23 protein-coding genes and 1 pseudogene are annotated in these 21,196 nt (G+C 38.5%); 12 read left to right on the top strand and 12 right to left on the bottom strand.

The features are described 5' to 3' along the window. Window positions 1–79: 79 nt before the first annotated feature. Window positions 80–532, bottom strand: coding sequence for a universal stress protein (locus QZ738_RS16685; protein WP_293788869.1), 453 nt, complete (start codon window positions 530–532; stop codon window positions 80–82). Window positions 533–639: 107 nt separating this feature from the next. Here QZ738_RS16685 and QZ738_RS16680 point away from each other — a divergent pair, with 107 nt between their 5' ends. Next, a complete protein-coding gene (locus QZ738_RS16680) occupies window positions 640–1,425 on the top strand; it encodes a C40 family peptidase (protein WP_293788868.1) in 786 nt (261 codons plus the stop codon). A 141-nt stretch (window positions 1,426–1,566) separates the two neighbouring features. Here the strand turns inward: QZ738_RS16680 and QZ738_RS16675 are convergent, their stop codons facing one another. The 11 genes and pseudogenes from QZ738_RS16675 to hisG form a co-directional block, all read right to left on the bottom strand. Next, the gene (locus QZ738_RS16675) at window positions 1,567–2,463 is read right to left on the bottom strand and encodes a WD40 repeat domain-containing protein (RefSeq protein WP_293788867.1); all 897 of its coding nucleotides are present in this window, start codon (window positions 2,461–2,463) and stop codon (window positions 1,567–1,569) included. Between the two features lie 110 nt (window positions 2,464–2,573). Further along, on the bottom strand, window positions 2,574–3,098 hold the full coding sequence (locus tag QZ738_RS16670; RefSeq protein WP_293788866.1) for a hypothetical protein: 525 nt from the start codon (window positions 3,096–3,098) through the stop codon (window positions 2,574–2,576). Window positions 3,099–3,576: 478 nt separating this feature from the next. Then, window positions 3,577–4,179, bottom strand: a complete 603-nt coding sequence (gene hisIE, locus QZ738_RS16665) for a bifunctional phosphoribosyl-AMP cyclohydrolase/phosphoribosyl-ATP diphosphatase HisIE (protein WP_293788865.1) — start codon at window positions 4,177–4,179, stop codon at window positions 3,577–3,579. Window positions 4,180–4,239: 60 nt separating this feature from the next. After that, window positions 4,240–5,022: an imidazole glycerol phosphate synthase subunit HisF gene (hisF, locus tag QZ738_RS16660; protein WP_293788876.1), complete on the bottom strand. Its 783-nt coding sequence runs from the start codon at window positions 5,020–5,022 to the stop codon at window positions 4,240–4,242. A 27-nt stretch (window positions 5,023–5,049) separates the two neighbouring features. Next, window positions 5,050–5,379, bottom strand: a pseudogene (locus QZ738_RS16655) (endonuclease domain-containing protein); the annotation flags it as partial. Between the two features lie 99 nt (window positions 5,380–5,478). Continuing rightward, complete coding sequence (gene hisA, locus QZ738_RS16650) at window positions 5,479–6,228, bottom strand: 1-(5-phosphoribosyl)-5-[(5-phosphoribosylamino)methylideneamino]imidazole-4-carboxamide isomerase (protein WP_293788864.1); 750 nt, start codon at window positions 6,226–6,228, stop codon at window positions 5,479–5,481. A gap of 1 nt (window position 6,229) precedes the next feature. Then, window positions 6,230–6,823, bottom strand: a complete 594-nt coding sequence (hisH, locus tag QZ738_RS16645) for an imidazole glycerol phosphate synthase subunit HisH (RefSeq protein WP_293788863.1) — start codon at window positions 6,821–6,823, stop codon at window positions 6,230–6,232. A gap of 206 nt (window positions 6,824–7,029) precedes the next feature. Next, a complete protein-coding gene (hisB, locus tag QZ738_RS16640; RefSeq protein WP_293788862.1) occupies window positions 7,030–8,163 on the bottom strand; it encodes a bifunctional histidinol-phosphatase/imidazoleglycerol-phosphate dehydratase HisB in 1,134 nt (377 codons plus the stop codon). Between the two features lies 1 nt (window position 8,164). After that, on the bottom strand, window positions 8,165–9,205 hold the full coding sequence (gene hisC, locus QZ738_RS16635; protein ID WP_293788861.1) for a histidinol-phosphate transaminase: 1,041 nt from the start codon (window positions 9,203–9,205) through the stop codon (window positions 8,165–8,167). Between the two features lie 124 nt (window positions 9,206–9,329). Next, window positions 9,330–10,667, bottom strand: coding sequence for a histidinol dehydrogenase (hisD, locus tag QZ738_RS16630; protein WP_293788860.1), 1,338 nt, complete (start codon window positions 10,665–10,667; stop codon window positions 9,330–9,332). A 49-nt stretch (window positions 10,668–10,716) separates the two neighbouring features. After that, window positions 10,717–11,568 carry an ATP phosphoribosyltransferase gene (gene hisG, locus QZ738_RS16625; protein ID WP_293788859.1) on the bottom strand — a complete coding sequence of 284 codons (852 nt, stop codon included), beginning with the start codon at window positions 11,566–11,568 and terminating at the stop codon, window positions 10,717–10,719. 275 nt (window positions 11,569–11,843) lie between these two features. Between hisG and QZ738_RS16620 the strand changes: the two genes are divergently transcribed. The 11 genes from QZ738_RS16620 (at window position 11,844) to QZ738_RS16570 (ending at window position 21,046) form a co-directional block, all read left to right on the top strand. After that, the gene (locus QZ738_RS16620) at window positions 11,844–13,406 is read left to right on the top strand and encodes a L,D-transpeptidase family protein (RefSeq protein ID WP_293788858.1); all 1,563 of its coding nucleotides are present in this window, start codon (window positions 11,844–11,846) and stop codon (window positions 13,404–13,406) included. Between the two features lie 73 nt (window positions 13,407–13,479). Continuing rightward, a complete protein-coding gene (locus QZ738_RS16615) occupies window positions 13,480–14,172 on the top strand; it encodes an NUDIX domain-containing protein (protein WP_293788857.1) in 693 nt (230 codons plus the stop codon). 68 nt (window positions 14,173–14,240) lie between these two features. After that, window positions 14,241–15,074 (top strand): ribose-phosphate diphosphokinase, encoded by an 834-nt coding sequence (gene prs / locus QZ738_RS16610; protein ID WP_293788856.1) that lies wholly within the window; start codon window positions 14,241–14,243, stop codon window positions 15,072–15,074. 6 nt (window positions 15,075–15,080) lie between these two features. Further along, on the top strand, window positions 15,081–15,566 hold the full coding sequence (locus tag QZ738_RS16605; protein ID WP_293788855.1) for a nucleoside 2-deoxyribosyltransferase domain-containing protein: 486 nt from the start codon (window positions 15,081–15,083) through the stop codon (window positions 15,564–15,566). A gap of 11 nt (window positions 15,567–15,577) precedes the next feature. Then, the gene (locus QZ738_RS16600) at window positions 15,578–16,537 is read left to right on the top strand and encodes an ADP-ribosylglycohydrolase family protein (RefSeq protein ID WP_293788854.1); all 960 of its coding nucleotides are present in this window, start codon (window positions 15,578–15,580) and stop codon (window positions 16,535–16,537) included. Window positions 16,538–16,547: 10 nt separating this feature from the next. Beyond that, window positions 16,548–17,069 (top strand): O-acetyl-ADP-ribose deacetylase, encoded by a 522-nt coding sequence (locus tag QZ738_RS16595; protein ID WP_293788853.1) that lies wholly within the window; start codon window positions 16,548–16,550, stop codon window positions 17,067–17,069. 25 nt (window positions 17,070–17,094) lie between these two features. Further along, the gene (locus tag QZ738_RS16590) at window positions 17,095–17,736 is read left to right on the top strand and encodes a DUF4291 domain-containing protein (protein ID WP_293788852.1); all 642 of its coding nucleotides are present in this window, start codon (window positions 17,095–17,097) and stop codon (window positions 17,734–17,736) included. 4 nt (window positions 17,737–17,740) lie between these two features. Beyond that, complete coding sequence (locus QZ738_RS16585; protein ID WP_293788851.1) at window positions 17,741–18,283, top strand: RNA 2'-phosphotransferase; 543 nt, start codon at window positions 17,741–17,743, stop codon at window positions 18,281–18,283. 1 nt (window position 18,284) lies between these two features. Continuing rightward, window positions 18,285–19,016, top strand: a complete 732-nt coding sequence (locus QZ738_RS16580) for a metallophosphoesterase family protein (protein ID WP_293788850.1) — start codon at window positions 18,285–18,287, stop codon at window positions 19,014–19,016. A gap of 19 nt (window positions 19,017–19,035) precedes the next feature. Then, entirely contained in the window at window positions 19,036–20,493 is a 1,458-nt protein-coding gene (locus tag QZ738_RS16575; protein ID WP_293788849.1) for a nicotinate phosphoribosyltransferase, read from the top strand. Between the two features lie 148 nt (window positions 20,494–20,641). Then, complete coding sequence (locus tag QZ738_RS16570; protein WP_293788848.1) at window positions 20,642–21,046, top strand: hypothetical protein; 405 nt, start codon at window positions 20,642–20,644, stop codon at window positions 21,044–21,046. Window positions 21,047–21,196: the final 150 nt, after the last annotated feature.

Below are 21,196 nucleotides of genomic sequence, written 5' to 3'. Positions count from 1 at the left end.
TTTTATCCCTCCGTAATTTATATTGATTTTACAAACTAAATTTTCTCTTAATGAAGAAAATTTTTTCGGGTTAAGCTCACTAGTCTACCTCACTCTTATTAGGAATAATCAAAACCGGGCAGGCAGATTTACGGGCTACATGTTCCGCTACACTTCCCATTAAAAAGTGGTATAAACCTGTTCTGCCGTAAGTTCCTATAACGATTAGGTCTGACTTCCACTCGTCTGATTGCTGAATAATGCCATGTGCTGCGGTATCTATAACGCTCAGGTAGGTGGTCGGTATTCCTTTTCCGTATTTAGTCTCCATTTCTTTTAATAAAACGTGGCTGTTTTCTTCGCTGTTATCATAGGTTTCTAAGAAAACCGGTGCCAGTGTTAAGTCTGGATTTACATTAGCCGGTATAGGTTCGATAATGTTAACCAGCGCTACTTCTGCCCCGAAATTTTCAGCCATATCATAACCGGCTTTCGCCGCTTTTTCCGAGCAGGTACTATTATCAACGGCAATTAATATCTTTTTAAAATTCATGGCGGGCATATTAAAAATGAACATCATAAAAATAACAAATTTGTATGCAAAATGTTAGGCAATGAATGTATTTTATTAGTTTTACAATAGTTTCTTGAGCAGAATATATGAAAAGTCAATACGGTATTTGTAGAGTCGCGGTGGCTCCGTTAAGAGCAGAGGCATCAGATAAAGCAGAAATTGTTTCACAATTATTATTTGGTGATCATGTTGAAATCATTCAGAAAGAAGAACGTTGGTGGCTGATCCAGAACGGTTATGATGGTTATCAAGGCTGGATGGATTTCAGGCAGCTGGCACCTATTGATCAGGATCAGTTTGCCCAAATGCACGACTGCCATTTGCTCGCGCCTTTAAGTTTCAATAACGCGTTAACGGCCAATGATGGCAGTTTATATCATTTAAGTCCGGCAAGTAATCTTCCTTTCTTAGAAGATGGATATTGTTATGCTGGCGAAGAAAGATTTAAACTGAATTTCGAAGCATACGATAATCGTGCTGTGAATTTTACAGATAAACTAACGGAAACCGCTACATTTTTTCAGAACATTCCATACTTATGGGGCGGACGGCATTTATTTGGCTTAGATTGCTCGGGTTTTACACAAACCGTATTTAAAATGTTGGGCATTAAATTAAACCGCGATGCTGCCCAGCAGGCCGAACAAGGTGAATTGGTTGGCTTTCTGGCCGAGTGTCAGCCAGGTGATGTTGCTTTTTTTGATAATGAAGAAGGCAAAATAACTCATGTTGGCATTATGCTAAGCCCGAATGAAATCATTCATTCTTCCGCAAAGGTTAAAATTGATCCAATTGATGATCAGGGGATTTTTAACAAAGAACTGGGGAAATATTCGCACAAATTGAGAATTATTAAACGTTTTGTGGGATAACTTTCGTCAATTATATCTTATTCAAAAATGATGGTGTTTTGCTCTAATTACGCTGAAATCGTTATGCTGAATTTGTTTTAGCATCTTTAATGAGATACCCTGAAATAAATTCATGGTGACGACGGTTTCTAACAAACTAAGTTATTCCATCTCCCAAACCATTACCTGTCTGTCATCACCTGTAGAGATTAGGTATCTGCCATCATTACTCCAAATGATTTTATTGATGGAATGGGTGTGACCGATGCCAGCCTTCTCCAAACTTAATATTTTGTAGAGTTTAAAATTTTCTGCATCCCAAAGTTTAATGCTTTTATCCTGGCTGCTGGTGGCAAAGTAGGGCCGGGTGGGGTGGAAGGCAATATCATAAATGGTAAACATGTGGGCGGGTACAGTTTGTATCAACTCATAATCTGGCAGCCTCCAGATCTTAAGCTGTGCGTCGCGGCTACCTGAAATTAAATACCTGCTTTCAGGGTGGTAAGCTAACGCAGTAACCGGAAGTTTATGCCCTTCAAGGATTTGCTTCAGGCTATAGTCAAGCAGACTATAAATTTTAACCAGGTGATCTTTACAGCCAAATGCAATTTCCATTTCATCCGGAGCGATAGCAATGGTGCGAACGGTATCATAAGCTGCCTGAAAGCGGTAAATTTCCTTAAAATCATTTAACGACCAAACCGCTACGGTTCCATCTTCGCCAGTGGTGATCAGCTCATTTTTACTTTTTACCGTTTGTATATCGAAAATAGGTTTGATATGTGCATTTATCCTTACAATTACCTTTTGTTCTTTCAGGTCGTAAACACTAAAAGCACCACTTCTTTCGCCCACAAATACCTGATGATTGAAAAAATGCAGGCAATAAACTGAACTTTGTACAGGCATTTTAACCTTCACAAAAGCCATTTCAGCTAAAGACCATTCAACAATGCCTTTATCGTTACCCGCACTAAAAAATAATTCATCCTGATCAGAATGGGCAAGGGCATAAACAGGGTTTTGGTGGCCAGGAAGTGTTTTGATGTGCTTGAGCATTTTCTTGAGGTTTAGGGCTTAAGGTTTAGGGTATAGGGTTTAAGCATCTGGTAACTTAAAGCTATTTACCTTTTTTTTAAACCTTATTTATGCCTTTAAATAAGTATCATTTAATTCGCAAAAATCTTTGGAAAATTTATGCCTTCACCAAATTCATTAACTTTCATTTCATTTAATCGGTTAAAAATTCTCGCTGAATCAGCAACAGAGATGGGTAGCGCTGTACTGAATACTTCTGTTGGTAATTTTTCGTCAGTATAATCTTGGAAAATAAAGCTTACACCCTCGCTTCCTTTATTCTGTAATTCATTAATAGAATAATATTTAGCTGTTTTAAGTTTAGTTGTCCAAAATCCATAACTGTGCTGATAGGATATATGAGTTGTACTGATGATATAAAATTCTTCTCCAAAAGTATTCCAAATTAAATATTTGCCAAGTGTAAAAAAATACGCAATCGGTAGGAGGAATGGAAAAATGTTTGGCTTTCCTTCTTGCAGGCTAAAAGCAAACCAGAATAATCCAGTGATAGCAGTGGTATTGAAAAGGAATAAAAATATTTTAAAATAATAGTTTGTAGGTGTTTTACTCTTTACAAATATATTTAATTCATCAAAATTAATACTCGTTTTCAATTTAATTTACAATTTAATCTAATGAACAATTATTATTGAAAAACTTCAAATAGAAAGTCACCAATTTGAGTTCTCAATAAATATAATATAGAAATTATTGATATGGTTAATAGATAAGATTTTGCCCGTCGAAAGTTTAATTTCTTCAAATTTATCAATGTAAGAAACGCGCATAGTAGAGTAGTTAAAATTAACGCTATCCATTCTCCAATAAACATATTAAAAGGTAAATTCGAGATTCTATCAGATTCTGCGCTTTCTCCTAGAGCCATCCAAAATAAAATTGGAATAACTAATTTGTAAAGTAAAGAACATATTAAAAATGCAGAGATGAAAATAGCCGAAAAATGCCAGCCTAAAATTCTCGACTTTATTACCTCGGTAATTTTATCCTGTATTTTCAAAGCTTTTTAGTTCTGGTTCAGAATCGATCCTCAATAGTTAAAACCTTACACCTTCAACCTTCCTGCCTTCCACCTTATCGATGTCTTTTCTCTAAATTCTTTGCAATATCCTGAATAGACAGGCCTTTTTCTTTTAACAGAAACAATAAGTGGAAAACCAGATCTGATGCTTCGCCTATAAATTCTTCCTCCGTTTCAGCTAGCGCGGCAATAACGGTTTCTACACCTTCTTCACCAACTTTTTGCGCAATCTTATTAAGCCCCTTGTTCCGCATTTTGTTGATATAAGAGCCTTCAACCGGGTTTTCATAACGATCATTAATGATGTTTTCGAGTTCAAAAATGAAATTCTGGTTAAAATCGGTTTTAAAACAACTGCGGCTTCCGGTATGGCAGGTTGGACCAACAGGATCGGTCTTGATCAGGATGGTATCGTTATCGCAATCTACAAAAAGTTCCTTTACATAAAGGAAGCTGTTGCTGGTTTCACCTTTTGTCCAAAGGCGGTTTTTAGAGCGTGAAAAAAAGGTTACTTTACCTTCAGTCTGGGTTTTTTCCAAAGCGTCGGCATTCATATAACCCAGCATTAAAACTTCTAAGGTTTTATAATCCTGGATAATTACGGGTAGTAAGCCTGCAGTTTTATCCCAATCAAGGGAATTAATATCGATTGTCATTTTATTTTTTTATTTCGGAAGAGCATACTCCAGACTGTGGACTGCCGACTTCGGACTAACTTATATTCTTACCGGAATATTGTTCCTTTTCAATTCCTGTTTTAAATCCGGAATCAGGATTTCGCCATAATGAAATACGGAAGCGGCCAGCGCGGCATCAACATTGGCTTTTTGGAATACCTCGGTAAAATGTTCCATATTTCCTGCCCCACCAGATGCAATGATTGGGATATTGATCATTTGGTTAATTTTACCTAATAAACCGCAATCAAATCCCGCTTTAGTACCATCATGGTCCATAGAAGTTAGCAAAATCTCGCCGGCGCCTAAATCTTCGGCCTGTTTAATCCAGTTTTCGGTTTCCAGCTCAGTAATTAGTCTTCCACCATTTAAATGGACCATATTTTTGCCCATTACGTGTTTGGTATCCACCGCTAAAACCACAAATTGCACACCGAAAGCCTTTGCGAGTTTTTCAATCAGTTTAGGATTGCGCACGGCTGCAGAATTAATGCTGATTTTATCGGCCCCAGCATTTAAAAGTGCCTCGGCATCGGCAATTTCGGTTATGCCTCCGCCTATGGTAAATGGAATGTTTAACTGTCGCGCAACCGATTTTACCATCTCAATCATGGTCTTTCGACGCTCATGCGTGGCCGTAATATCCAGAAATACCAATTCGTCTGCACCTTGTTGCGCGTATTGGGCGGCCAGTTCAACCGGATCGCCGGCATCGCGTAAATCAACAAAGTTTACACCTTTTACCGTACGGCCGTCTTTAACGTCGAGACAGGAGATTATTCGTTTACTAAGCCCCCCGCCCCCCGATGGGGGAGTTGCCAATTGCTTTGCCGATACGGCATCTTTTATCTTTTCCAAAACTGAGTTTAAATTATTATATACTTCAGCATTCTTAAATCTAATTACTTTAATTCCAAATCCTTCAAGGCACTTTTGTCGTTCAATGTCCTTATTCATAATCTCTGGTAGATCATGTATACTTCCATCTAATTCAATAATTAATTTTGCCTCATGACAATAAAAGTCAGCGATAAAACACGAAATTGGGTGTTGTCTTCTAAATTTGACTCCTAATTGTTTATTGCTAATTACTTGCCATAATAAACTTTCTGCTTCAGTTACGGTATTTCTTAATTTTTTAGCATTTCCAAAAATTATGGGTGATGCGCCATAAAACATATTAGGCTCATTGACTTCAAAGAAGTCTGATTCGTCCTCATTTTTTTTATAGGTCATACTCTGTTATGCTAATTAACTCCCCTTCAGGGGGATGGGGGGCTATATGCTAGATAGCGCCTTCAAATTCCACTCTTTAATCTCTTCAATAGTGATCCGGTCTTCGTAAATAGCTTTTCCAACGACCACACTTCTGATCGGGTATTTAGCCAGTTCATAAATATCATCCATTGAACTTACACCACCCGAAGCGATTAATTTGATCATTGGTGAGTGTTCCAATAATTTTTGGTATAATTCAATCGCTGCACCTCCCAATTTTCCATCTTTACTGATATCGGTACATAAGAAACGGAAAAATCCCAGCGAAAGACATTTATCCACATAGTCCATGAGCTTGATTGGCGAGCTTTCCATCCAGCCTGAATATTTGATTACTTCATCTAAAACGTCAATCGCAATAACAATTCGATTAGCATAATCATCTTTTTTTGCAAAAGCCTCGCTCAGTTGTCGCAAGAAATCAGGATTGGTAATGGCTTGTGTGCCCACAATTACCCTATGGATACCTGCATCAAGCAAGTTGGTCACCTGCTCAATTGTTCTGATGCCTCCTCCATATTGCACTTTCATATCGGTTTTTTTAATGATCTCAAAAAGTGTTTTTTGATTGCTAAAATCACCTTTGGCTCCATTCAAGTCGATAATATGGATAAAATCTGTCCCGTTCGAGCGGTATTTCTCTATCATTTCAGGAATGGAAACATCGTATTCCGTTTTCTGGTTGTAATCGCCTTCACGAAGACGGACAACTTTTCCATCCAAAATATCAATTGCAGGTATTATGTACATTTTATAAGCTTAAGTTTGAAAAATTTTTTAATACTAGTTCTCCGGCTTTTCCCGATTTTTCGGGATGAAACTGAACGCCGTAAAAATTATCTTTTTGTACCGCTGCTGAAAACTTCAAACCATAATCAGCAGATGCGATATCAAAAGTAGGGTTATATTCAATAAAGTACGAATGCACGAAGTAAAATTGTGTATTATCTTCAATGCCTTTAAATAATAAACTGTTTTTTGGCCTCACGGCATTCCAGCCCATATGGGGGATTTTGATGTTCAGCGACTTATCGAATTTTTTGGTTTTCACCGGAACGATATTTAGAAGCGCTGCATCACCCTCTTCAGAATGTTCAGTGATGAGCTGCATGCCTACACAGATACCAAGCACGGGTTTGATCAGTTTTTTAATGGCTTCGACCAGACCTGTCCCCTTTAGTTTTTCCATTGCAGCACCTGCATGGCCAACACCAGGGATGATGATGTGGCTGTATTTTTCAAGGTCATTTTCTGTATTGACCATGCCGTAGGTCACACTTAAGCGGTCTAATGCTGCGGTAAGTGAGAAAATATTGCCTGCTCCGTAGTTTATAATTCCAACCATATTAGTATCAAGTATTTAGTATCGAGTATCAAGACAAGACACTTTTTATAAAATTTGAAAATGAAAGTCAGTTTTTCATAGGGCCTGTAGTCCCGCTATCGCTTATAGTCCTCGCTACGCTGCGGGCTATTCAGCTCTATCGCGTTTATTTAACAACGGATGGACGTTAAACCCTCCGCCTTAAACCTTTCAGCCTTCCACCTTTCTTATAACATTCCTTTGGTGCTCGGCAATACCATTTTTTCTGCATCACGTTTAACCGCCATTTTAATGGCTTTTGCAAAAGCTTTAAAAATAGCTTCAATTTTATGATGCTCATTATCGCCTTCTGCTTTTACATTTAAATTGCATTTTGCGGCATCACTAAATGATTTAAAGAAATGATAAAACATCTCCGTTGGCATATCACCTACTTTTTCACGTTTAAATTCAGCATCCCAAACGATCCAGTTCCTTCCTCCAAAATCAATTGCTACCTGTGCCAAACAATCGTCCATTGGTAAGCAAAAACCATACCTTTCGATGCCTAATTTATTACCCAATCCTTTAGCAAAGGCTTCGCCGAGTGCAATACCGGTATCTTCTATAGTGTGGTGTTCATCAATATGTAAATCACCTTTTGCCATTACCTCCAGGTCAACACTACCGTGTCTGGCAATCTGATCAAGCATATGATCAAAAAAGTTTAAACCGGTTTCAATTTTAGCCTTTCCTGTTCCGTCCAGGTCGAGGTTAATGGTGATGTCGGTTTCATTGGTCTTACGTTCATGATGGATTTTCCGGCTTCCTGCTTTAAGCAAGTTATAGATATCTTCCCATTTCTTGGTTTCCAGAATAATTACATCCAATAGTGTTTCATGTTTATCTAACGCTTCTGTAGAGCCTAAGGCATCGTTCTGGCGAAGAAAGATTGCTTTTGCTCCTAAATTTTTGGCCAGAATAACGTCGTTCAGCCGATCGCCGATGACGAAAGAGTTTTTGAGGTCATAATCTTCGCTAAAATATTTCGTCAATAAAGCTGTGCCAGGTTTTCGGGTAGGCGCATTGTCTTTTGCAAAAGTTCTGTCAATTACAATCTCGCTGAAATGAACACCTTCGCCGGCAAAAGTGTCCAGCATGAAATTATGGATCGGCCAAAAATTTTCTTCAGGATTTGAAAGTGTACCCAATCCATCCTGGTTGGTCACCATCACCAGTTCGTAATCCAGTTCGGCTGCAATTTTCGATAAATAATATAACGAACGCGGATAAAATTTAAGCTTCGCAAAACTATCTACCTGTTCGTCATCTGGCTCAATATTTAAAGTGCCATCCCGGTCTATAAATAATATTTTTTTCATCTTAAAATTTTTCAAGAACATTTAACAGCTTGTCGTTTTCTTCTTTTGTGCCTACCGTAATTCTTAAACATCCTTCACATAAGGTAACTTTAGAACGATCGCGTACGATGATGCCTTGCTCCACTAACGTATCATAAATTTTAAGCGCATCTGTAACTTCTGCGAGGATAAAATTTGCATCAGATGGATACACTTTTTTTACAATTTTTATTGTATTTAATGCATTACTTAAACGCTCTCTTTCTGCAACAGATTCTTTAATCCAATCGTTCACCTGAACGATATTTTTTAGCGCTTCAAATGCTAAATCCTGAGTGGCCTGATTGATGTTATAAGGTGGCTTAATTTTGTTCAAAACATCGATCACTTTTGTCGAAGAAAAAGCCATGCCTAAACGTAAAGCGGCAAGCCCCCAGGCCTTCGAAAAAGTTTGCAAAACCACGAGGTTTGCGTACTCGGTTAGCTCCTGGATAAAGGTCTTCTGACGGGCGTAATTAATATACGCTTCATCCACTACAACGATACCATTAAAGTTGGCTAAAATGGTTTCAATATCTTCCCGGTTTATCGAATTTCCGGTCGGATTATTTGGTGAACAAATGAAAATTAATTTGGTGTTTTTATCAATCGTTTCTGCGATTTTTTCCATGTCCAACTGGAAGTTTGGAAGCAGGCTGACTTTGCGTATTTCTACATCGTTTATATTGGCCGAAACTTCGTACATTCCGTAAGTTGGAGGCAGCACAATTACATTGTCTTTTCCAGGATTACAGAAAGCGCGGAACAACAAATCTATTGCTTCATCACTGCCATTTCCTAAAAAAGTATTCTCTATTGGCACACCTTTTATTTTGCTTATGGCATCTTTCAGGTCCAGCTGTAAAGGATCCGGATAGCGGTTATAATTAGCAGGCAGCGGTGAACCATAACTGTTCTCATTGGCATCTAAAAATACTGACGCCTGACCTTTAAATTCGTCCCTTGCGGTAGAGTAGGGGCGAAGGTTTTTTATATTTTCTCTTACTAAATCGTTAATGTCCATTTTTTGAGGTAAAAGGTAAAAGGTAAAAGGTAAAAGGGATTGGCATTGGCCTAAAGCTTATACGTTATACTTTCTACAGGATTTATTGAAATGACTTAATCTTATTTTCGGTTTTGCTTTATACTTATTTATCTTCCGACTCCTGACTTCGGTCTTTTGACTCAAGGCTTAATCTAACACTCACCGCATTTTTATGCGCCTCTAAGCCTTCTGCTGCTGCCAGTATCTCAACTGTAGCGCCAATATTGTTCAAGCCTTGTGAAGATAAATGCTGAAAAGTGATTTTCTTCAAAAAAGCATCTGTTGATACGCCTGAATAAGCCTTTGCAAAGCCACTGGTTGGTAAAGTATGGTTGGTTCCCGAGGCATAATCGCCAACACTCTCGGGAGTGAAATTGCCAAGAAAGACTGATCCCGCATTGGTGATTGAAGGTATGATGTCTGCAAAGTTTTCAGTGGCCAATATCAGATGTTCTGGTGCATATTCATTTGAAAACTGCATTGCTTCATCAAGATTCTTCGTTAAAACAGCATATGAATTGGCAATCGCTTTGGCAGCGATGTCTTTTCTAGGCAAAATAGCCAGCTGATTTTCAACTTCTTTTAAGGTTTCAGCGATGATATAGTTAGAGGTAGATAATAAAATAGCCTGACTATCAATACCATGCTCTGCCTGCGCAAGAAGATCAGCTGCAACGAATGACGGATTGGCAGTCTCATCAGCAATGACCAATACTTCCGATGGTCCGGCAGGCATATCGATAGCCACCTTATTTTGAACCATGGTTTTAGCTGTGGTTACATAGCGGTTGCCAGGTCCGAAGATCTTATATACCTGTGGTACACTTTCTGTTCCAAAAGCCATAGCAGCTACTGCCTGTGCGCCTCCGATCAGGAATACTTTTTCGATACCTAATAACACTGCGCAATAAGCCAGGTAACAATTGGTTTTGCCCTGTCCGTCCGGCAGGCGGGCATCACTTTGTGGCGGAGAGCATACGACAATTTCTTTACAACCCGCAATAAGTGCTGGTGTGGCCAGCATTAAAAATGTACTTGGCAACACTGCTGTTCCCCCCGGAATATAAAGTCCAACCTTTTCAATTGCCCTCGCTTCCCGCCAGCAAACTACACCTGGCATCGTCTCTACTTTATCTTCTTTTTTCAACTGCGAAAGGTGAAAATTTCTGATGTTTTCGTACGCAGTATCAATCGCTTTTTTTGCTTCAGCTGGGATAGTGGCTGCAATTGCTTTAAGCTCTTCGCCATCTAAAAAAAGTTTTTCCAGTTCAACTTGATCAAAGGCTTTGGCGAAATTAAAAAGGGCTTTATCACCTTCTGCTTTTACTGATTTTACAATGTCGGCAACACGACTTTCAATCAATTTATCATCTTCAATCTGTCTGGAACACAGTTCTTCAATTTTCGATTTAGATAAATCTTTATAATTGTAGATTTTCAATGGTTTATATTTTAAAATTAACTAATAGTTAATAGGTATTTTTGAAGTTTTATCGTATTATTTTCTCAATTGGCATTACCAAAATACCTTCGGCACCCGCAGCTTTCAGGCTGTTGATTTTGTCCCAGAAATCTTCCTCGGCAATTACGGAATGAACGGCTACCCAGTTCGGTTCGAAGAGTGGAACCACGGTAGGACTTTTTACGCCTGGCAATAAATCAACTACTTTTTGGAGGTTGTCTTTCGATACGTTCAGCACCACATATTTGTTTGATTTTGCACTCAGTACAGAGCGGATACGTTGCAATAATTCTGCAACCTCCGGATTGTTGGCTATAGCCTTATTTCCGATTAAAACGGCTTCAGATTGCATGACGTCAGCAAATGGTTTCAGGCCATTACTTTTTAATGTTCCGCCTGTCGAAACGATGTCAAAAATGGCATCGCTTAATCCTAAACCCGGACCAATTTCTACCGATCCTGAAATGGTTCTGATGTCAGATGTTATACCTTTTTCCTGTAAAAATTTTTCGAGGATTACCGGATAAGAAGTAGCGATCGCTTTACCGTTTAACTCTTCCAGTTTTTGGATGTTACTGGTAGCCTGAACGGCAATTTTTAAGGTGCATTTCCCAAAGCCTAATTTTTGCAGATAATCTACTTCAGCTTTGGTTTCTACAATCACATTTTCGCCAACTATACCCAGGTCGGCAATGCCATCCTGTACATATTCAGGAATATCATCATCGCGCAGGAAAAGGATTTCTAAAGGAAAATTGGTAACAGTGGAGATGAGTGAACTTTTGTAGTTTTCGAAAGATAAACCACAGTTTTTAAGTATTTCTACAGATTTTTCGTTTAACCTACCCGATTTTTGGATAGCAATTTTAAGTGTTTTCAAAGTATTGAATATAGAGTGAACAGGAAATTATTTTACGGAAAAAAGTTTTGAAGTACAAAACAAACATATCATATCGCCTATCGGCGATGGTGTAAATGTAAGTGATGGTTCAAAGTTAAATTCATAAATTATTTCTGCCAGTATCAATACGTTAGCTGATAAGCGCTGGCAAATATAGTGTTTGATTTGGTAAAACAAAAAATAATGGCACTTAATTTGCCATTATGCTGTTTTTATTATCATTAAAGTTTATTTTATATTAAAATTCTACGCTTTTGAAAAAGTTTCACTTTCTTATTCTGCCCTTAATTTTAGTTATATCTGCATGTGGGTGGTTTAAAAGCCCACCGGAGATTGGTAAAGTACTCGCTGAACATTTCAAAAATAAGATTTATAAAGATTTTGATACTGTAGCTTACGATAGCGTTTTTGTGAAAACAATGGACAGTCTTTCGGGTAAATTCGTAAATCCTAAATCCATAAAAGCTTTCTACGCGATTAATAATACGCAACCTAGATTGGTTACGCAATTCTACATCAATGGCCAGTTAGATACCTTAGTGAGTTATTTAGATCAAAGCAGGGTACATGGATTTAACCCAAAAATCTTTAAGGTAGATGAAATTAAAGGTTTGCTGGCCGAGTTAACAGCCAATAAGTTTAAAAAAGTGCAGGAAAGTTATCCTGTAATTGCGAGATTGGAACTATTATCTGTAAATGCTTACCTCAATTATAATAACTATCTTAAATATGGTTTAGTAAATCCCCGGACGATTTTTTCACGTTACTACATCAAAGTTAAGCGTCCTGATAGTTTTGGAATGATTAATCTTTTATCGGGTAAAAGCTTAGTTGATACCCTAAGAACTGTTCAGCCGAAATCAGCTCAGTACCGGGCTTTGCAAGCTGCTTATTTAAATGCAAATTCAGAAACTGAAAAGCGGATTTTATCATTGAATATGGAGCGTTTTCGTTGGAGAATGCCGGAGACGGGAGGCAATTATGTGCAGGTAAATATTCCTGATTTTAGGTTGACCTGGTTTGATCAAAAGGATACCCTGATTACCATGAAAGTATGCGTAGGCGGGAGGCGTGAAAAAGACTACGAAGAGAAGCTAAAAGCCTTTGCAAAATCGGGTAATCTAGATGATAAACCGAAGAACCATGAGACCCCATTATTATTCAGTAAAATCAGTTCCATTCAGGCCAATCCGGTATGGAATATTCCAGTAAGTATTGCGCAAAGTGAGATCTATTGGATGGCCAGAAAAGACCCCTATTATTTGTCGAACAGTAACATTAAAGTATACTATAAAGACAAGCTGATTGGAGAGCCTGATACGATCAACTGGAGAAGGTATTCCCGTGATAAATTACCGTTCAGATTTAAGCAGGGATCTGGAGGAGGAAATGCCTTAGGAAAATTTAAATTTATCTTTGATAACAGCTCAAGTATTTACCTCCACGATACCAATAACAAGAACGGATTTAACCTGACGAACCGGGCCATCAGTCATGGTTGTGTACGCGTCGAAAAACCACTTGAATTTGCTGAACTTTTGGTGAAAGATTCTTATACTTATGACAAACTTAGGGCAGAGGTTGACTTACCTCCAATAGATAGTACCCATATAAAATGGTATAAAAAACGCCTGGCCCAAAAGGCAGATACAACCAAGGCCTTTCAATTAAAGCCCGCCTGGTTCGGGCCAAAGAAACCTGTGCCTTTACTGATTACCTACATTACGGCCTGGCCTCAACATAATCAGATCGAATACCGTCCTGATATTTATGGTATGGATGATAAACTCTGGGCTGCTATGAAGAAATTTAGGTAGGAAATTAAGCTATGGCGTTCGGTCTTTTATGATAAAAGTATTAAATTTGTGTTGTTTTTACACAAACTTAATAATGATCGATCAAAATATTAAAATTGCTGTTGATGCCATTGTCTTTGGTTATGAAAAGGGAACGCTTTATGTATTGGCTGTTCAACAGCGATTTGGTAAACTGGCCGATCGGTGGGTGCTTCCAGGTGGATTTATTTTGGACGATGAGCCTTTAATTACCGCAGTGGAACGTGAGCTTAAGGAAGAAGCAGGCATAACTGTAAATTACCTGGAGCAATTGGCAACTTTTGGCGACAACGTAAAACGGGACGAGCGGTTTAGGGTCATTTCTGTGGCCTATTTTGCCCTGGTGAATCCTAAAAATTTTGTATTGAAAGCCGATACCGATGCCAAAGATGCCAAATGGTTTCCGGTAGCGCAGGTGCCGGCATTAGGTTACGATCATAATGAAATGGTTAAACTTGCCCATCAACGTTTAAAAAGTAAATTGACCTATCAGCCGATTGGTTTCGATTTGTTAGATCACGAATTTCTCTTCTCCGACCTGGAGAATTTATACTATTCCATTTTGGAGAGGGATATTGACCGGAGAAATTTCAGAAAAAAAATCCTGAGTTTTGGAATTGTTAAAGAAACTAACAAAGTGGTAAAAATGGGTGCTAGTGGTCGTCCGGGCAAACTTTTTACTTTCGATAAGAAAAAATATAATCAACTTCTAAAAGAAAATTTCCAGTTTGATATTAGGTTTGCGTAAAATAAACACAAATTATTTTTCTCATTCTAAAAATCATTTTTATATTTGTGTAAATAATACGCAAATATATGTTGAATCTTAATCCAGGTTTTAGTCCGCTAGGCGAAAATAACTTAATCGAGCACAAATCTTTCTTATTTGCAGGCGGCGAGCCGCATATAAAAATTTCAAATCATTTTGATGTTGCCAAACCCGTTACCATAACAAATCGAATAAATTCCTTTAATGATTTAGGGCTGGTGTGTATTACTGTTGACGCTTTAAAAAGAATGGGCGTAAAGGAAATAAATCTTTTTATTCCATATTTTCCTGCGGCCAGGCAGGATCGGGTAATGGTTCCAGGCGAGCCCTTAACCGTAAAAGTTTATGCCGATATCATCAATGCCATGACTTTGGCAAGTGTCACCATTTTCGATCCGCATAGTGAGGTAACCCCGGCGTTGCTGAATAACTGCGTGACCATCTATAATCATGAATTTATAAAACAGGTGATCGAAAAAATTGGGAATGAGGTAAAGCTGATTTCTCCCGATGGCGGCGCTTTGAAGAAAATTTACAAAGTTTCCGAATTCTTGGGTGGAACAGGAGTAGTAGAATGCTCTAAAAGCCGTGATGTAAAGACAGGAAAACTCTCCGGTTTCAAAGTATATAGCGATGATCTGGCTGGGGCAGATTGTTTAATTGTAGACGATATCTGTGATGGTGGCGGAACCTTTATTGGTTTGGCAGAGGCACTAAAGGCTAAAAATTCAGGAAAATTATATCTCGCGGTCAGTCATGGAATATTCAGTAAGGGTTTTGAGGTTTTTGATCAATATTTTGAGCAGATTTTTACGACAGATTCGATTAAAGATGTTGATCATGCCGGCGTAACGCAGATCAAATTAATGGATATTCTATAGTATAATATGAGAACGGTACTTCCTCCAGAGATTATTTCGCCATCTGATGTATCGGTATTTCTTGCCGGAACCATCGATATGGGGCATTCGGTTGATTGGCAACAAGAATTTATTCATCAGGCAGAGATGGAAGAAACCTTAGATGATGTAGTCGTTTTCAATCCACGAAGAAAATCCTGGGATCACAGCTGGACACAGTCGATAGAAAATATCTGGTTAAGGGAGCAGGTAAACTGGGAATTAGATGCGATGGAAAGTGCTGACGTGATATTGTTATTCCTTGAATCAAATTCCAAATCACCCATTTCGCTGATGGAGTTAGGTTTGTTTGCTGACTCGGGAAAGCTGATGGTTTGTTGCGAGGAAGGGTTTTGGAGAAAGGGTAATATCGATATCGTTTGTAAGCGGAAAGGAATCGATCAGTACGATACCTTCGATAAACTTAGTGCTGCTGTCGTGGCAAAACTTAAAAATTTGGTAGAACGTAAATAAAAGCGAAAAAGATGAAGGACATGATTATCCATAGCGCAATGTTCGGACTGGTAGTTGGCGATGCTTTGGGGGTACCGGTTGAATTCAAGTCCAGGGGATATTTAAAACGGAACCCGGTTACGGATATGATGGGCTACGGTACACATCATCAGCCGGCAGGCACCTGGAGCGACGATAGCTCGCTTGCGCTTTGCCTTGCTGAAAGTCTGTGCCGTGGTTATAATTTGGATGATATCTCTCAAAAATTTCTCCAATGGTATAATGCTGAAATCTGGACACCTCACGGAAAAGTTTTTGATATCGGAATTGCTACAAGTGAGGCTATTACCTTGATAAAACCTGGAACAGACCCGGTTTTGTGTGGTGGGGCGTCAGAGATGGATAACGGAAATGGTTCTTTAATGAGGATTTTACCTCTGCTCTTTTATCTACAGGATAAAAATGATCTGAATGTTGTTTTCAAGTGCGTAAAAGAAGTTTCATCTATCACTCATGCACATTTTCGCTCCATTTTTGCCTGCTTTATTTACATCGTGTATGGTTTAGAGCTCTTAAAAGGGAGTGATAAAACAGAGGCTTATGCTCGTATGCAGTTAAAGATCAGAGATTTTATCGCCGCTCATGATTTCGAACAAAAGGAAATCAATTTGTTCAAAAGGGTATTGGTAGGTGATATCTCAAATGTCGGTGAAAATGATATTTATTCTTCTGGTTATGTTTTACATAGCCTGGAGGCAAGCTTATGGTGCGTACTAAACACCGGATGTTACGAGGATGCTGTTCTGAAAGCGGTTAACCTAGGCGACGATACCGATACAACTGGTGCAATTACCGGTGGTATGGCCGGTTTAATTTATGGTTTTGAATCTATTCCTGAAAGTTGGTTAAACTCCATCGTAAAGAAAGCCGAAATTGAAAAACTTTGCGAAAAAATGAATACTTTATTGAAGAACGTAAATGAGGAATTTTAAGTAGAAGGCGATGATCATAGAATTAATCAAAGCGGATATAACAACAATCGAAGCCGATGCCATTGTTAATGCAGCGAACAGTTCGCTATTAGGTGGGGGTGGAGTTGATGGCGCTATCCACAGAAAAGGTGGCAAGGCGATTTTAGATGCATGTATGGCCATCAGAAATAAACAAGGGAAGTGCGACACTGGCAATGCGGTAATTACAACAGCAGGTAATTTACCTGCAAAATATGTGATCCATACCGTTGGGCCGGTTTGGAATGGTGCCAGTGAAAGAAATAATGAACTGCTTGCAGCATGTTACCGAAACAGTTTGCTGCTTGCAGCAGAAAATGACATAAAGGTTATCGCTTTCCCGAACATCAGCACCGGGATTTATCATTTCCCAAAAGATAAAGCAGCAGAAATTGCCATTAGAACGGTAAATAATTTTGCTCAAAAAGAAAAAATAGAAAAGGTAATCTTCGTTTGTTTCGACGATGAGAATTACTTAATCTATGAAGAGAAACTCAATCGCATTAATCAGTGAGACGAGTCATTAACAGTATAACAGAATGAAAATTACACTAAAAAAATATAAAGATCAAATATTAGAATGGCCAAAGTCAGGATGCCATATTATGGCTCAATATGACGATGAAAAAATCATAGTTTACCAGGCTTACCGAAAAGAAATAGGTGAATTTGCAATCAAAAACCAATATTTTGGAGGAGAGTTCAGTTTAAGCAGAATGACCTGGATAAAACCCAATTTTTTATGGATGATGTATAGAAGTGGTTGGGGAACAAAAGGAGGTCAGGAAGTGACATTAGCTATACACCTTAAAATTTCAGCATTTTGCAATTATCTCCAAAATGGAGTTTACACCTCATATGATCAATCTAAAAATATTTCTCATGAAGAATGGAGAGATGAAATCGAAAATTCCAATATTAGGTTGCAGTGGGATCCAGATCACGATCCTTATGGCTCAAAACAAGAAAGAAGGGCCATCCAGATCGGATTGAGGGATAATTTTATCAGGTCTTTTGCAACAGATGATATTTTATTGATTGAAGATATTAGTGAGTTTGTGAAAGAACAATATCGGTTTGTTCAAAATGGAACACTGGAAAACTTAATTACTCCTTCTGAGAAACCTCTCATTTTTAACGATGAAACATTAAACCGGAAGTTGAAAATTACAAAGGGATAAACGCATGGATAATAAGATAACAAAAGGAGTCAGTAAGTCGTTAAGTTACATTTTGAGGCATTCACCAGAAACCATAAAGCTCAAGCTAGATGAAAATGGCTGGGCAAAGGTGGATGAACTGATTGCCAGATTTGACCTTTATGATTTAAAATTAGATTTTGAACTGCTTGAATATATTGTTGAGCATAACGATAAAAAAAGGTTTGCATTTAACGCAGATAAAACCAAAATAAGGGCAAATCAAGGGCATTCCATTTCAATAGAGCTGAACCTTGATGAGGCGGAACCGCCAGCATACCTATATCATGGCACAGTTGAAAAATTCCTGCCAGATATTAAAGCGCAGGGATTGCAGAAAATGAGCAGACAGCATGTGCATTTAAGTGCCGATAAAGAAACCGCCATTAAAGTGGGAGGCAGGAGAGGAAAGCCGATTATCCTCATTATTAACAGTGGAGCAATGAACAAAGCAGGATATAAATTTTATTTATCAGCCAACAACGTATGGCTTACAGCTGTTGTACCTGCTGAATATATCACATTTTAACATGGGCAGGACATTGGTAATAGGGGATATCCATGGCGGATTAAAAGGCCTGATCCAGTTATTCGAACGTGCAGGCATTTCAAAGGAAGATAAGCTCATCTTTCTGGGAGACTATGTGGATGGCTGGAGTGAATCCGCGCAGGTAATTGATCATTTGATCCGCCTGGATGAAAGTCATCAATGCATCTTTATCAAAGGCAACCATGATGCCTGGTGTATAGACTGGCTCAAAAAAGGCATTGTAGATGAGGTTTGGTTTGCGCATGGAGGTAAACTAACCATGGAGAGCTATCGCAATTTATCTGATGACGCGAAGAAAGAACACTTAAATTTCTTTAAGCGAATGAAAGATTATCATGTTGACGGGCAGAACAACCTTTTTATCCATGCAGGTTTTTCTTCCATGCACGGACCAGAAAAAGAGCGCTATTCTTCCAATTATTCGTGGGACAGAACGCTTTGGGAAATGGCCCTGACCATGGATAACCGGATTAAAAAAGATGATGCAATTTATCCGAAACGTTTATTGTTGTATCACGAAATCTACATTGGCCATACGCCAACGCTCTATTATAACACAGATTTGCCCATGCAGGGCTGTAATGTCTGGAATATCGATACCGGTGCTGCATTTACCGGGAAATTAAGCTGTTTGGATGTTGAAACTAAACAATTTTGGCAAAGTGATACCTTGCAAAGCTTGTATCCAAACGAAAAGGGAAGAAATAAATAAGATCAAAATACATCAAACCATGAATCCATTATTATTAACAGATGGTTATAAAGTTGACCACCGAAGACAATACCCTGAAAATACCACATTGGTTTATTCTAACTGGACGCCTAGAAAAAGCAGGATCGAAAATGTAAATCATGTTGTACTTTTTGGCTTGCAATATTTTATTAAAAAATACATTATCGAAGATTTTGAACGAAATTTCTTCAAACGGCCAAAAGACGAAATTTTAGGTAAGTATGCGCGTAGAATCAATAATTACCTGGGCGAAAACCTGGTAGGCACACAACACATTGCCGATTTGCACGATCTGGGTTATATCCCCATGGTTTTTAAATCACTTCCTGAAGGCTCCGAAGTGCCTTTGCGGGTACCCATGTTTACGATGTACAATACCAAACCCGAATTTTTCTGGCTGACTAACTATTTTGAAACTTTACTATCAGCTGTAGTATGGTTACCATGTAATTCGGCCACCATTGCCAAACAGTACCGTACCATTTTAGATCAATATGCAGCAGAAACTTCATCCGTTCCTGAATTTGTAGACTGGCAGGGTCACGATTTTTCTATGCGCGGCATGGGTGGGATAGAAGCTGCGGTAACTTCAGCAGCTGGCCACTTATTGAGTTTTACAGGAACGGATACCATCCCGGCGATCGATTTTTTGGAAGAATATTATAAAGCAGATTCCGACAAAGAACTGATTGGTGGCTCGGTTGCCGCTACTGAACATTCGGTTATGTGCATGGGAACCAATACCGGAGAGCTCGAAACTTTTAAAAGATTGATTTTAGAAGTTTATCCAAAAGGAATAGTTTCCATCGTTTCTGATACCTGGGATTTGTGGAAAGTGTTAACAGAATACCTGCCTGTGTTGAAAGATGATATTGTTGCCCGACCTGGTAAGGTGGTTATCAGGCCTGATTCCGGTGATCCTGTTGATATTATCTGTGGAAATCCGAACGGCAAAAATGAAAACGAAAAAAAAGGTGTAATCGAACTGCTTTGGGATGTTTTTGGCGGAAAAACTAACGATAAGGGTTTTAAAGAACTCGTGCCTCAAATTGGTGCTATTTATGGCGATAGCATTACCACTGAGCGGGCTACACAGATCTGTGAGCGTTTAAAAGCCAAAGGTTTTGCGTCTACCAATGTCGTGTTCGGCATCGGATCTTTTACTTACCAATATAATACGCGCGATACTTTTGGTTTCGCTATGAAAGCCACCTACGGCGAAGTAGATGGTGTTGGGCGTGAAATATTTAAAGATCCCATTACCGATGATGGTACCAAAAAATCAGCCAAAGGTTTATTACAGATTTTTAAAAATGCCCGGGGAGAGTATGAACTAAAGGATCAGTGTACCTGGGAAGAAGAAGCGCAGGGTGAATTAAAAGAAGTTTTCAGAGATGGCAAACTGTTAATTGATTATTCTCTTGCCGAAATTAGAGAAAGGCTAAAGAATAATTAACTTCGCCAAGTTTTTGACGCTGTATCATTATTGAACCTCATCCAGAATAAACTGTCATCCTGAGCTTGTCGAAGGATTTATCAGGAAGTTAAACGAGATAGAGTTTAGTTTAATGATACAGCTTCATTTAGATTGATACATCAAAGAAATGCAGGAAACACCTATTTTTAACCATCAGGCTGATATCGTAAATAGTGCCATCAGGTTTATGAACGCATGGTTTAAACAATCAAAGGCGATTACAATGGAACTGAACGATTTTTTTATCCTGCGTGGAAATAAAATTATTGGCAAAGATGTGATCATTGGGCGTTTGAAAGGTATTTTCGGACAATCAGACGAATACGTTGGGGGGCGTTATGATATTATTGATGTTAATTTCGAATTATTTGATGAGGTTAAAGGTATGGGTTTTGTAGAAGGCGTTGCGGGTTACCGGGATGTGATTCAAAAACAATCTAAAATTATAAGCGGACCTTTTAAATTGTATTTTGCATTAAGCAATGGCCAATGGAAAATTGTAAATATCGAATTTCCCGGGTTTAGTTATTAAAATGAAATTAAGTAGATAGTTATCACAAATTAATGTCATCTCGAGCGGAGTGTAACGTAGCCGAGAGATCTATCTACGCAGATCTCGACCGGAACGCAGTGGAGTAGAGAGATGATGCTACTTTTTTTCTATCGGTTGATGTCATTGCCA

The sequence above is a fragment of the uncultured Pedobacter sp. genome, assembly GCF_913776295.1.
In the GTDB taxonomy this organism is placed as follows: domain Bacteria; phylum Bacteroidota; class Bacteroidia; order Sphingobacteriales; family Sphingobacteriaceae; genus Pedobacter.
The sequence above is the reverse complement of the archived record's forward strand: the minus strand, read 5'-3'. Positions and strand labels throughout refer to the sequence as shown.